This is a genomic window from Ornithinimicrobium sediminis, from assembly GCF_021272345.1.
Classification (GTDB): domain Bacteria; phylum Actinomycetota; class Actinomycetes; order Actinomycetales; family Dermatophilaceae; genus Ornithinicoccus; species Ornithinicoccus sediminis_B.
In genome coordinates this window covers 18,402-31,434 of sequence record NZ_JAJSDQ010000007.1, presented here as the reverse complement: position 1 = coordinate 31,434, position 13,033 = coordinate 18,402, and the positions used below count along the sequence as shown (strand labels likewise).

10 protein-coding genes are annotated in these 13,033 nt (G+C 70.5%); 4 read left to right on the top strand and 6 right to left on the bottom strand.

Going from position 1 to position 13,033, the window contains the following annotated elements; translation table 11 throughout:
• Window positions 1-89: 89 nt before the first annotated feature.
• Window positions 90-2,306 carry a DEAD/DEAH box helicase gene (locus LVO85_RS14205; protein ID WP_232748153.1) on the top strand — a complete coding sequence of 739 codons (2,217 nt, stop codon included), beginning with the start codon at window positions 90-92 and terminating at the stop codon, window positions 2,304-2,306.
• A gap of 70 nt (window positions 2,307-2,376) precedes the next feature.
• Window positions 2,377-3,777 (top strand): N-acetylglucosamine-6-phosphate deacetylase, encoded by a 1,401-nt coding sequence (gene nagA / locus LVO85_RS14200; protein ID WP_232748152.1) that lies wholly within the window; start codon window positions 2,377-2,379, stop codon window positions 3,775-3,777.
• A gap of 69 nt (window positions 3,778-3,846) precedes the next feature.
• Here nagA and LVO85_RS14195 read toward each other — a convergent pair whose 3' ends face one another.
• From LVO85_RS14195 to LVO85_RS14180, 4 genes are all read right to left on the bottom strand, one after another.
• Window positions 3,847-4,935 carry a LacI family DNA-binding transcriptional regulator gene (locus tag LVO85_RS14195; RefSeq protein WP_232748151.1) on the bottom strand — a complete coding sequence of 363 codons (1,089 nt, stop codon included), beginning with the start codon at window positions 4,933-4,935 and terminating at the stop codon, window positions 3,847-3,849.
• 13 nt (window positions 4,936-4,948) lie between these two features.
• Window positions 4,949-5,932 (bottom strand): carbohydrate ABC transporter permease, encoded by a 984-nt coding sequence (locus tag LVO85_RS14190; RefSeq protein ID WP_232748150.1) that lies wholly within the window; start codon window positions 5,930-5,932, stop codon window positions 4,949-4,951.
• Complete coding sequence (locus LVO85_RS14185; protein WP_232748149.1) at window positions 5,929-6,915, bottom strand: carbohydrate ABC transporter permease; 987 nt, start codon at window positions 6,913-6,915, stop codon at window positions 5,929-5,931. The genes LVO85_RS14190 and LVO85_RS14185 overlap by 4 nt, the downstream gene beginning before the upstream one ends.
• A gap of 124 nt (window positions 6,916-7,039) precedes the next feature.
• Entirely contained in the window at window positions 7,040-8,425 is a 1,386-nt protein-coding gene (locus LVO85_RS14180) for an ABC transporter substrate-binding protein (RefSeq protein WP_232748148.1), read from the bottom strand.
• Window positions 8,426-8,635: 210 nt separating this feature from the next.
• Between LVO85_RS14180 and LVO85_RS14175 the strand changes: the two genes are divergently transcribed.
• The gene (locus LVO85_RS14175) at window positions 8,636-10,048 is read left to right on the top strand and encodes a GH1 family beta-glucosidase (RefSeq protein WP_232748147.1); all 1,413 of its coding nucleotides are present in this window, start codon (window positions 8,636-8,638) and stop codon (window positions 10,046-10,048) included.
• Between the two features lie 40 nt (window positions 10,049-10,088).
• Here the strand turns inward: LVO85_RS14175 and cls are convergent, their stop codons facing one another.
• Both cls and LVO85_RS14165 read right to left on the bottom strand, forming a co-directional pair.
• Entirely contained in the window at window positions 10,089-11,516 is a 1,428-nt protein-coding gene (gene cls, locus LVO85_RS14170; RefSeq protein WP_408637700.1) for a cardiolipin synthase, read from the bottom strand.
• Between the two features lie 106 nt (window positions 11,517-11,622).
• Window positions 11,623-12,627: a DUF389 domain-containing protein gene (locus LVO85_RS14165; RefSeq protein WP_232748145.1), complete on the bottom strand. Its 1,005-nt coding sequence runs from the start codon at window positions 12,625-12,627 to the stop codon at window positions 11,623-11,625.
• 105 nt (window positions 12,628-12,732) lie between these two features.
• Between LVO85_RS14165 and LVO85_RS14160 the strand changes: the two genes are divergently transcribed.
• Entirely contained in the window at window positions 12,733-13,029 is a 297-nt protein-coding gene (locus LVO85_RS14160) for a hypothetical protein (RefSeq protein ID WP_232748144.1), read from the top strand.
• Window positions 13,030-13,033: the final 4 nt, after the last annotated feature.

The window sequence follows — 13,033 nt, the reverse complement described above, 5'->3', positions numbered from 1 at the left end:
CAACGCCGCGGGACGATCCGATCCACGCGGCCCATCGGGCGCCGACAGACGCGCCTGGGGGTTGGTCCGGTCACGCTCACATCGAAGCGTTGAGGCGCACCTACCTCGACGACCCGAAGCGAGCACTGCCACTCATGGCCAAGAAGCCCGCGCGTTCCGGCGCGCCCAAGAAGCCCCGTCACACCGCTGCCCAGAAGAAGGCGGCGCGGATGTCGCGCGGCGAGCCCACCCCCGACCAGAGCCGTCAGCAGGGCGGCGACGAGCGCACGAAGTCACCCCGCTGGAGCGAGGGGACCCGTCAGGCCCGTGGTCACCGCCCGTCCGGGCGTGCCCGCGACGAGGCGGCCCGCGAGGACCGTGCCTACCGCGACGGCCGCACGACGAGCCCCTCCTACGGTGAGCGCGACCAGCGTCGTTCCTACGGTGACCGTGACCAGTCGCGTTCCTTCGGTGACCGCGACCAGCGTCGTTCCTACGGTGACCGCGACCAGTCCCGGTCCTCCGCCGACCGCAGCTCGCGTCCGGCATACGGTGACCGTGAGCAGCGTCGTTCCTCCGGTGACCGCGACCAGTCGCGTTCCTTCGCCGACCGCAGCTCGGGCCCGGCATACGGTGACCGTGAGCAGCGTCGCTCCTCCGGCGACCGTCCCGAGCGCGGCGGCGCCCCCCGCCGCAACGACTTCGACCGTGGCCACCGCAGCGAGCGCCAGGACCGGCGCCGCGACGGAGGCTCCGAGCACCGTGAGCACACCTTCCGCACCCACCGCGAGGAGTTCGCCGGTCGCCCCGACCGTCGCGAGCGCCAGGACGTCGACCGACGTCCTTCCCGTCGCGACCGAGCAGAGCATGAGGCCAACCGCCATGAGCGCACCGACCGCCCCCAGCGCACTCCGCGCCCCGACCGGACGGAGCGTCCGATGACCACCCGTCCCGCCGCCGGCCCCGTGCCGGTCACCGAGGACAACGGCTTCGCCGCCCTCGGGCTGCACGGCGACCTGGTCGCCGCCCTCGCCCGCCAGGGCATCGCGACCCCGTTCCCGATCCAGACCGCGACCATCCCCGACGCGCTCGCCGGGCGGGACCTGCTCGGCCGCGGCCAGACCGGATCCGGCAAGACGATGGCGTTCGGGCTCCCGGCCCTGCACCGTCTGGCCGAGCTGGACCGCGCCCGGCCGCACAAGCCGCACGCCGTCATCCTGACGCCGACCCGTGAGCTCGCCATGCAGATCGTGGACGCGCTGAAGCCGCTCATGTCGGCGATGCGTCTGCGCCACCAGCTGATCGCCGGCGGCATGTCCTACACCCCGCAGCTGCGTTCGCTGGACGAGGGTGTCGACGTGCTGGTCGCCACCCCGGGCCGGCTGTCCGACCTCATCGAGCGTGGCGCAGCCGACCTGTCGGACGTGCGCATCACCGTCCTGGACGAGGCCGACCACATGGCCGAGATGGGCTTCGTCGAGGCCATCTCGGAGATCCTGGACCTGACCCCCGAGTCGGGCCAGCGCCTGCTCTTCTCCGCCACCCTCGACCACGGCGTCGACAAGATCGCGGCACGCTACCTGCACGATCCGGTGACCCACTCCACCGACGACGCGCGCGCCAGCGTGTCGACGATGGACCACCACGTCTTCCTCGTGCACCCGCACGACAAGAAGACGGTCACGGCGGCCATCGCCAACCGCACCGGCCGCACCCTCGTCTTCGTGCGCACCAAGCTCGGCGCCGACCGCGTCGCGCTGCAGCTGCGCGAGTCCGGCGTCTTCGCTGCTGCCCTGCACGGCGGCCTGAACCAGGCGCAGCGCACCCGGGTGCTGGAGGCGTTCAAGGCCAGCGAGATCCCGGTCCTGGTGGCCACCGACGTCGCGGCCCGCGGCATCCACGTCGACGACGTCAGCCTGGTGCTGCAGGTGGACCCGCCGGCGGACCACAAGGACTACCTGCACCGCTCGGGCCGCACCGCACGTGCCGGTGAGGACGGTGTCGTGGTGACCCTCGCGCTGCCGCACCAGAAGCGCCAGCTGAGCCGCATGCTCGAGGCGGCCGGAGTGGACGCCAGGCCGGTCAACGCGGGCCCGGAGGACCAGGCCGTGATCGAGACCGCCGGTGGCCGTATGCCGTCCGGCGAGGTGATCCCGCAGTCCCGCCTCGACGACGTGCTGCGGCCCCCACGCCGCCAGGGTGGTCGTCCCGGCTACCGGGGCGGTCGTCCCGGAGGCCGCCAGGGCGGTCGCGGTGGCGGCCGTCCGACCGGTGGCCGCTCCAGCTACCGGCCGCGTCGCGAGGCCGGCGAGCGCCGCTACAGCTGACCCCCTCCGTCCGGGTGCTGCCGTGTCTCAGGTCCATGGGGCACGGCAGCACCCGGATAGTGTCCTGTGGGTGCACCCTGCCCCCAGCCGCCTCGTCAGCGCGAGCGCGGTCGTCCTCTTCGACGCCCCGGCGGGTCAGGCACCGGGTCCGGGGTGGCTGAGGATCGCCGGTGACCGGGTCGTCGCGACCGGTCACGGCGCGCCACCGCATACGGCAGACGAGCACGTCGACGAGGGCATCCTCGTGCCGGGGCTCGTCGACGCCCAGGTCAACGGCGCGTTCGGCCATGACGTCGCCGAGGCCGGCGGCGCCGAGATGGCCGACATCGCCCAGCGCCTGCCGCGGACCGGGGTCACGGCCTGGGTGCCGACCTTCGTCACCGCGCCGGTGGAGCAGCTGGCCGACCGGCTGCGCCGCTACCGCGCCCTCCGGGCCGAGCTCGCCCGGGACGACCGGCCGCGCGCCCGGCTGCTGCCCGCGCACGTCGAGGGCCCCTTCCTCGCACCGACGCGCAGCGGCGCCCACCGCGCAGAGTGGCTGTGCGAGCCCACACCGCCACGCGTCGCGCTGCTGGTCGACGCCGGTGGGGAGGACCTGGGCTACCTCACCCTGGCCCCGGAGCTGCCGCACGCGGAGGCAGCGGTGACGGCGCTCGTCGACGCCGGGGTGCGGGTGTCGCTGGGGCACAGCGAGGCCGATGCCGCGACGGTCCACCGTGCGGCCGACCTCGGGGCGAGGCTGGTGACGCACCTCTTCAACGCGCAGAGCCCCCTGCACCACAGGGCACCCGGGGTGGTGGGCGCAGCCCTGGCCGACGACCGGCTGACCCTGGGGCTCATCGTGGACCTGCACCACGTGGCCGCCGACGCCGTGCGGGTGGCCTTCGCCGCCGCACCCGGCCGCGTCATGATCGTCACCGATGCCGTCGCCTCGGCGGGTATGCCGCCGGGGGAGTACCGCCTCGGCGGGGTCGACCTCGTCGTGCAGGAGGGGCAGCCCCCGAGGCGTGCCGACGGCGTGCTTGCCGGCTCGGGGGCCAGGATGGACGAGTCGATCGGGCGCGCCGTGTCCGTCGGGGTCGACCTGGTGACCGCGGTGCGTGCGGCCACGGCTGTCCCGGCCCGTGCCCTGGGGCACACCGAGCTGGGCGAGCTGCGTCCCGGGGCCTTGGCCGACATGACGGTGCTCGACGGGACACGCTGCGCTGCCGTGCCACCTGGGTCTCCGGCCGCCGTTGCTAGGGAGACCCCGGCTTCCCCTCCCGCGTTGCCAGGGAGATCCGGCATCCTCACCCGCGTTGCCAGGGAGATCCCGGCATCCTCACCCGTGTTGCCAGGGAGATCCCCGCTGGTGTGCTGCGTTGCGAGGGAAACACCACGCCGGTCTGCACCTGCGACAGGCCGGGGCACGCGTCCCGGTCCGGGTGGAGATCCCCTGGCAACGGGGGCGTCGCGGGTGGAGAACCCCTAGCAACGGGGGTGGGCGGGTGTGAAAGCCCTGGCAACGGGGCGGCTGAGGGGCAAAACCCCTGGCAACGGGTCAGGGGCGGTCGGCGGGGGTGCCCAGCAGGGGCGGGTGCGAGCTGACCGTGCCCCGGAGCCTGCTGGTCGTCCGGCGCTTGACCAGGGTGGTGTCCAGGGTGAGCCGGCCGTCGCTGGTCATCCCGGCAGGCAGCGCAGGGGAGGGCTCGGCACTGCCGGAGAGCAGCTGGTGCAGGAGCGTCGTCGCTGCCGCACGGCCCTGCGCGACGACGTCCTGACGCACGGTCGTGAGCCGCAGCACGTCGGCGAGCACGAAGTCGTCGATGCCGATGACCGAGAGGTCCTCGGGGACGCGGTGCCCGGACTCGGTGGCAGCGGCCATGACGCCGATGGCCATCTCGTCGCTGCCGGCCACGACGGCGGTCGGTGCGGGGTCGTGGAGGAACAGCGCCGCGGCCTGGCGGGCAGCGTCCTGGGCCGACCAGTCGCACGGGATGACCCACTCCTCGTGCACCCGCAGGCCGTGGTCGGCCATGACGGCCCGGAAGCCCGTGAGCCTGCTCCAGGGGACCAGCCGGTGCTCGGCCTCGGCGGGCACCGCACCGACATAGCCAATGTGCGAGTGCCCGAGGTCGACGAGATGGTCGACGGCGGTGCGCACGGTTGCCTGGTCGTCGATGTGGATGAGGGGGTAGCCCGCGACGGGGTTGCCGATCGCGACCACCGGCAGGCCCAGCTTGTCGAGCAGGGCGAGCTCGTCCTCGCGCAGCGGGACGTTGATCGTGATGAAGCCGTCGGCGCGCTTGCTCAGCATCTGGTTGGTGAGCTCGCGGCGGCGCAGGGCGCTGTCGGCCTCGAGGTCGACCAGCAGCGCGTGGAAGCCGTACTCCCGCAGGGTCTTCTCGATGGCACTGATCGCGGTGGCGAAGAACCACCGGGTGAGGAAGGGGGTGACGATGCCGATGACGCGGGTGCGTCCGGACGCCAGGGAGGCCGCCGTCGGGGAGGCGACGTAGTCGAGCTCGGTCGCTGCCCGCAGGACCCGTTCCCGGGTCGCGGGGTTGACCGTGCTGACGCCCCGAAGGGCGCGGGAGACCGTGGCCACAGAGACCCCGGCCGCCCGCGCCACGTCGGAGATGGTGCTCATGTCGTCTCCGGGCTCAGCCCTTGACGCCGCCGGCCAGCAGGCCGCGGACGAAGAAGCGCTGGAGGCCGAGGAACACGACGACGGGCACGATCATCGAGATGAACGCACCGGCGGACAGCAGGTGCCAGTCGGCACCGCGGCTGCCGGAGAGCTCGGCGATGCGGACCGTCAACGGCGCCACGTTGGGCGAGCCGCCGGCGAAGGTCAGCGCGACGAGCAGGTCGTTCCAGACCCAGAGGAACTGGAAGATCGCGAACGAGGCGATCGCCGGCACCAGCAGGGGTAGCAGCACCTGGAAGAAGATCTTCACGTGCCCGGCGCCGTCGACCCGCGCAGCCTCGATGAGCGAGCGCGGGATGTCCATCATGAAGTTGTGCAGCAGGAAGATCGCCAGCGGGAGCGCGAAGATCGAGTGCGACAACCAGACCACCCAGAACGACCCGGCCAGGCCCCAGCTGACGTACTGCGTCAGCAGCGGGATCAGCGCGATCTGGATCGGGATGACCTGCATGGCGAACACACCGACGAACAGCCAGCTGCGTCCCTTGAAGTCGATCCACGCGAACGCGTAGGCCGCGAGGAGCGCCAGGGTGATCGGAATGATCACCGCCGGGAGCGTGATGACGACCGTGTTGACGAAGAGGTTGGCGAAGTTGGTCGAGGACCCGAACAGCACCTCGTCGTAGTTGTCGAGGGTCAGACCCGGGTTCTGGAAGTAGGTCCACCAACCGGTGGTCTTGATCTCGCGCTCCGGGCGGAACGAGCTGAAGAACAGCCCGAAGGTCGGGATCGACCACAGGATCGCCATGACGATGGCGAACGCCGAGGCCCAGGGCGAGGCCAGCCGCGTCTTGGCGTCGACCGCACGCTGCTCCGCCCGCGTGAGCTTGCGCTGCTTGGTGCTCTTGACCTGGGTGCCGGCGGGGCCCTCGTCGAGGTTGCGTCCCTTGTCGACCAGGTCGTCCGGGGTGTCGGGAGTGACAGGTGCGTTGCTCATCGCTGCTCCTCCGAAAGCTTCATCTGGCGGATGTTGTAGAGGATGATCGGGATCACCAGCACGAAGAGCAGCACGGCCAGGGCCGCACCGATGCCGGGCTGGCCGAAGACGAAGCTCTGGTCGTAGAACTCGTTGGCCACGATCGAGGTGCTGAACTGACCACCGGTCATCGTGCGCACGATGTCGAACACCTTCAGCGTCGCCATCGCGATGGTCGTGATGACCACGACCACGGCCGGCCGCACCGAGGGCAGCGTGACGTAGCGGAACATCCGGAAGCCGGAGACGCCGTCCATCTTGGCTGCCTCGATGATGTCGTCCGGGATGGACTTGATGGCCGCCGAGAGCACGGTCATGGCGAAGCCGGACTGGATCCAGACCATGACGGCGATCAGGAAGAAGTTGTTCGTCGGTGGGTTGAGCAGGAACTGTTGAGGTTCCAGCCCGATCCACACCAGGATCTGGTTGAGCAGACCGATCTGCTCGATGCCGGCCTGGTTGGGGCGGAACTCGTAGACGAACTTCCAGATGATCGACGCGCCGACCATCGAGATGGCCATCGGCAGGAAGATCAGGGTCTTGGCGAACTTCTCGCCGAAGGCCCGGTCGACGAGCACCGCATACATGAGCCCGAACCCGGCCGACAGCAGCGGCACCAGGACGACCCATAGCGCGGTGTTGACCAGGACGGTGCGGAAGCCCGCATCACTGAAGATCGTGGCGTAGTTGTCGAACCCGATGAAGTCGCTGCGACTGCGGTCCCGGAAGGAGTCCCTGATCGTGAGGAACGCGGGATAGATCAGCCCGAAGAGAAGCAACAGTGCAGCGGGCGCGAGAAAGCCCAGGACGGTCACCCAGCTGGGGATGCGTGGACGGTCCGAGATCCACAGGACGATGCCCATGACGGCAACGAACAACAGGATCGCGATGAACATGACGAGGAACTTCTGGCCAGGTGTCGTGGCCGTGAGAAGGAAATCCACCTACCTACCTCCTTTGGTGTCAGGCGTGGAAGCGTCCCGGTCGCGGTCGCCGGGACCGACAGGGGCGGGTGGTGAAGGCACTGCTGCGCTCACCACCCGCCCCGCTGTCGTCACTCGCTGGTGATCACTCGCTGGGCCAGCTGCTCTCCACACCGGACAGGACGTCCTCGGAGCTCTCGTCCAAGGCGATCCAGTCGGTCATGGCGCTCCAGAAAGTGCCGGCACCGACCTCGGCCGGCATCAGGTCGGAGGCGTCGAAGCGGAGCACGGTGTTCTCGTCGGCGAACAGCTCGTAGGAGAGCTGGTCGATCGGCGACTCCAGGTTGGCCGGGTCCATGTCCCGGTTGGCCGAGACCCAGCCCGGGCCGGAGGTCTGCGCCTTCACGTCGGACCACTCGGGGCTGGTCAGGTAGGCCTGGAAGGCCTCCACCTCGGGACGGTCGCTGAAGGACACGGTGAACTCACCGCCGACGAGCAGCGGCTGGTCGTCCGCCGACGTGCTGGGCAGGTAGAACGCGAACACGTCGCCGTCCTCGGCCACGGTCACGTCCTCCGGCCAGTTGGCCTGGTAGAACGAGGCCTGGCGCATCATCCAGCAGTTGCCGTCGAGGATGGGCAGGCCTGCGTCACCGAAGCCGGTGGTCGCGATGGAGCGGACGTCGCCGAGGCCACCGTTGACGTAGTCGGGGTTCTTCAGGATCTCCCCGGCGGCGTCGAGGGCCTCCACGACCTGCGGGTCGTCGAAGGGGATCTCGTGGTTGGTCCACTGGTCGTAGACCTCCGGACCGTTGACACGCAGCATCATGTCCTCGAGCCAGTCGGTGGCCGGCCAGCCGGTGGCCGAGCCGGACTCGATGCCGGCGCACCAGGGCAGCGACTCCTGCTCGGAGGCGATGGTCTCGGTCAGCTCCATCAGCTCGTCGAGGGTGGTCGGGATCTCGTAGCCCGCCTCCTCGAACATGCTCGGGGAGTACCAGACGAAGGACTTGGCGTTGGCGCCGAGCGGAGCGCCGTAGTAGCTGCCGTCGACCGTGCCGTACTCCTTCCACTGCTCGTCGAAGTGCTCGTCGACGTTGGCCTCGGCCTGCTCGCCGACCGGCTGGATCACGTCGGGGTAGCCCTCGGCGATCGTCCGGATCAGACCGGGCTGGGGGATGTAGGCGATGTCCGGCGGGTTGCCTGCCTGGAGACGCACCTGCAGCTGGGCCTCGAACTCACGGGAGCCCTCGTAGTTCACGGTCGCACCGGTGCACTCCTCGAAGGGCACGTAGGAGTCGATGTGCGGCTGGTCCTCGGGGGAGATGATCGAGGTGTAGACGCTGACCGAGGTGCCTTCCAGGTCGCCGTACTCCTCGAAGGCAGCACAGTCGACGTTGCTGGTCACGTCGGCGCCGGCGCCGGCGTCGCCACCGTCGTCACCGTCGTCACTCCCGCCGCAGGCAGCCAGAGTGATCGTCGCCATGCCGGCCGTGAGGGCCAGGAAGCGACGGGATGTCTTGCGTGAGGGCATGTGCCCGCCTCCATTTCGCTTGGTCGGCCAAGGCGGGGAGGCGCCTCGGCAGTGAGGGATGCCCAACAATGTAACCGTTTGCGTTGCGGTTGTGGGCTGTGTCACGTAACGGGGATGTAACGATTCGGACATCTCACCGACGTCGGTGGTCACGCCTAGAGTGGTCGCTGACCAGCCCTGCGAGGACACCCAGCAGAACGGAGCACCACGATGGCCGGACCGGTCAGCTTTCCCGACGACTTCCTGTGGGGGTCGGCCACGGCCGCCTACCAGATCGAGGGAGCCGGGTCCGAGGACGGGCGCACCGACTCGATCTGGGACGTCTTCGCACGCCGGCCCGGGGCGGTGCTCGGCGGGGACGACGGGTCGGTCGCGTGCGACCACTACCACCGGTATGCCGAGGACGTCGCCCTGATGCGCGAGCTCAACCTCGGTGCCTACCGCTTCTCGGTGTCCTGGGCACGCGTCATGCCCGACGGCGGTCCGGTCAACCCCGCGGGGGTCGACTTCTACTCGCGCCTGGTCGACGAGCTGCTCGAGCAGGGCGTCACGCCGTGGCTCACGCTGTACCACTGGGACCTGCCGCAGGCCCTGGAGGACGCGGGCGGGTGGCCCTCACGCGACACCGCACACCGGTTCGTCGACTACACCAGGGCCGTGCACGACGCGCTGGGCGACCGCGTGCACTACTGGACGACCTTCAACGAGCCGTGGTGCTCGGCCTTCCTCGGCTACGGCAACGGTCACCACGCGCCGGGACGCACCGACGGCACGGACGCCCTGCGGGCCGGACACCATCTGATGCTCGCCCACGGCCTCGCCGTGCAGGAGCTGCGCTCCCGTGACGCCTCGCTGGAGCTCGGGCTCACTCTCAACTTCACCGACATCCGGCCCGCCGACCCCGACAGCCCCGGCGACCAGGACGCCGCCCGCCGCATCGACGGGCTCGCCAACCGCTTCTTCGCCGAGCCCATCCTGCGCGGCGAGTATGCCGCCGACGTGCTGGAGGACGTGCGCGACCTGTGGCCCGGGGACCTCGTCCACGACGGCGACCTGGCGACCATCTCGACACCGGTCGACGTGCTCGGGGTCAACTACTACTTCGGCGACGCCGTGACCGGCGCTGCTCCCGAGGAGGCACCGGCAGCGGCCCGCTCGGCCCGCGGGTCCGGCGCACCGTCGGCCAACCCGGGGTCGGAGCACGTCGCGACGGTCTCCCGCGGGCTGCCGACCACCGACATGGGCTGGGAGGTGCTGCCCGAGGCGCTGACCCACCTGCTCCTGCGGCTGCAGCGCGACTACACCGGTCCTGCCGGCACGGCGCTCTTCGTCACCGAGAACGGCGCGGCCTACGCCGACCGTCCGGACGCCGACGGCTTCGTCGACGACCAGGACCGCATCGCGTACGTGCGCGACCACCTGCACGCGGTCCACGACGCGATGGAGCAGGGGGCGGACGTGCGCGGCTACTTCCTGTGGTCGCTGCTGGACAACTTCGAGTGGGCCTTCGGCTACAGCAAGCGCTTCGGCATCGTCCGGGTCGACTACGACACCCTCGAGCGCACGCCCAAGGCCAGCGCCCACTGGTATGCCGCGGTGGCCGCCGGTGGACAGCTGGACTGAGACCCCGGCGGCCACGACGACGGGAGCGTCGAGTCCCGGCTCACTGGAGCGCGGCCGTGAGGCGCATGAGGTTGTCGAGGTAGGTGCTGTGGTAGGGCTGCCGGTCCCACTCCTCCGAGGTCAGCAGCCGTGAGCGGGCCCGGTAGGCGTCCTCGACCGCGCGCATCTGGTCGACCACCTCCGTGCCCACGAGCAGCATCGACACCTCGTAGTTGAGCGCGAACGAGCGCATGTCCATGTTGCTCGACCCCAGCACGACCAGGTCGTCGTCCACCGAGAAGTGCTTGGAGTGCAGCACCAGCGGGGCCTCGTAGAGGTAGATCTTCACCCCGGCGTCCAGCAGGGCACGGTAGTAGGAGCGCTGGGCGTGGTGCACCATGAACTGGTCGCCCTCCTCACCGACGAACAGCTCGACGTCGACCCCGCGCTGGGCGGCGGTCGTCACCGCATACAGCAGGGACTCGTCCGGCACGAAGTAGGGGCTGGTGATCGACAGGCGCGTCGTCGCCCCGTAGATGAGGGTGGTGAACAGCCGCAGGTTGTTCTCGGCGACGATGCCCGGGCCGCTGGGCACGATCTGGCCGATGAGGCTGCCGGGACGCTCGTCGGCGACCAGCGGGGCCGGGCGCACGGCCGGCCACAGGGCCTCACCGGTCTCGGTGTACCAGTCGGTGAGGAAGACCGCCTCCAGCGACCGTGCCAGAGCGCCCTCCACCCGGCAGGTCAGCTCGACCCACCTCCGTCCCGCCCGGTGGTTCTTGGGCTTGTTGTAGCCGGGCTCGGTCATGTTGAGCGAGCCCATGAAGGCAACCGTGCCGTCGACGACCAGGATCTTGCGGTGGTTGCGCAGGTCCAGGCGCCGGGTGATGTCGCGCAGCGGTCGCAGCGGCAGCATCGGGTGCCACTCGATGCTGGTCTCCGCCAGCCTGCGCCTGAGCTCCTTGTAGACCGGGAGGCCGCGGGTGCCCAGGTGGTCGAACAGCAGCCGCACCGGCACACCGCGTTCGGTCGCCCGCACCAGGGCGGCGAAGAAGGGCTCGGTGGTCTTGTCCCAGGCCATGATGTAGAACTCGACGTGGACACGGTCCGTGGCCTGGTCGACGGCCGCCGCCATCGCGGCGATGGACCCGTCGTAGTCGCTGTAGAGGACAGCCCCGGACGTGCTGACCGGCGGGAAGGCCCCCAGCTGGCGGTTGAGGTGCAGCGCCGGCGCGAGGTACTCGGGGGCGTCCTCGGCCAGCGCCGGCTCGAGGATGTCGGAGACCCGCTCGCGCACGACCCGGTTGGCCTGCGCCTGCCGCTCGTCGCGGCGCCGGCCGATGGAGGTGCGCCCGAAGGTCAGCCAGGTCAGGAAGCCGACGAACGGCACCACGAGGATGAGGATGACCCAGGCCATGCCGGAGGAGGGGCGCCGGTTGGCGGGCACCGTGCCGGGGGCGACCACCCGGATCAGGACGTCCAGGGCCACGACGGAGGTGCCGACGAAGACGACCCACTCCGCGGTGCCCCAGGTGGAGGCGTTCGCGATGGCCTGTGCGAGGGGCTGGACCGTGCCCAGGGTGGGGTTCACGTGCTCAGCCCTCCGCCCCGTCGGCGGTGAGGACGCGGGACCCGCCGTAGAGGAGTGTCACCGACACGTCGACCTCGGCGAGGCCGTCCCGGTCCAGCGCCTGACGCAGGGTCTCCTCCGAGGCTTCCGGAGGTCTGCCGATCGCGACGACGTGCAGCGCCCCTTGGCGCAGGGACACGTCGGTCACGGTCCAGCCGGCGGCCTCGGCCCACTCCGCCGCGACTCCCTGTGAGCGGGTGACCAGCAGCTGCTCCTGGGTCACGTTCCAGCTGCCGAGCCCCAGCGGCACCGCCACCAGGACCACGAGGGCACCCACCGTGGCCAGGGTCCGCCCGCGCAGCTCACCGATCTGCTGGCCATGCTCCTGGGCCGTATGCCGGGTGCCCGCGACCAGCATGAGGAGGGTGCCGGTGGCGATGATCGCAGCCACGTTGGTGCCGAAGAGCAGCAGCGCCCCGGCCGCCTGGTCGTAGGCCCCGGACTCCAGGGTGAGCCCCACCACGGCCAGGGGCGGCACGAGGCTGATCGCGATGGCCACCCCCGGCAGCGTGTCGGAGACCTCCGAGCGCAGCAGCGCGAACGCGCCGACGAGACCCGTCGCCAGGGCGGCCACCAGGTCGACCAGCCGGGGGCTCACCCGGCCGGCGACCTGGCCGTTGGTGGTGGCGACCACGTCGAGCGGGACCAGGAGGCCGAGCACGAAGCCGACCGCGACGACGGTCACCGCACCTCCCAGCACCAGGGCGAGCGAGCGCGTCATCTGCGAGCGGTCGGAGAGCACGATCGCCAGCGCGGTCCCGAGGATCGGGGTCATCAACGGGGCGACGATCATCGCGCCGATCACCGCAGCGGTGGAGTCGGCGACGATCCCTGCGGAGGCGATGACGGCGGACAGGACGAGCAGCACCCAGAAGGCACTGGTGTTCCGTGCCCGGTCACCCTCGGTCATGAAGAGCTTGCCTGTGATGCGGTCGATGTCGGTGGGCGTCACGGTGCCGATGACGTTCATGGTCGTGAAGGTAGCGCCGGCCGGGCCACTTCGTCATCGCCCTGTGAGGGTGACTGCGCAGGTAGGCTGGCCGGCACGACGTCCGTCACCACTGCGGGGGAGAGCATGACCTCACACCAGCGTGTCCCGGCATACCGGCAGGTGCAGGCGAAGAACCCGGCGCTGCACGGTCTGGTCTCTGCCGTCGTCAGCGGGCTGGGCACGATGCTCAACGGGGAGTTCGCCAAGGGCCTGCTGATCATGGGGACCACCTATGTGACGGCTCTCGGGGTGTGGCTGCTGACCTTCGTCCTCATCGGCTGGTTCCTGGTCTGGGTGCCGTTCCTGCTCTGGGTCTACGGCATCTGGGACGCCTACCGCGGGGCGCAGCGGTGGAACGCCATGCACGGCATCATCAGCTGAGGGC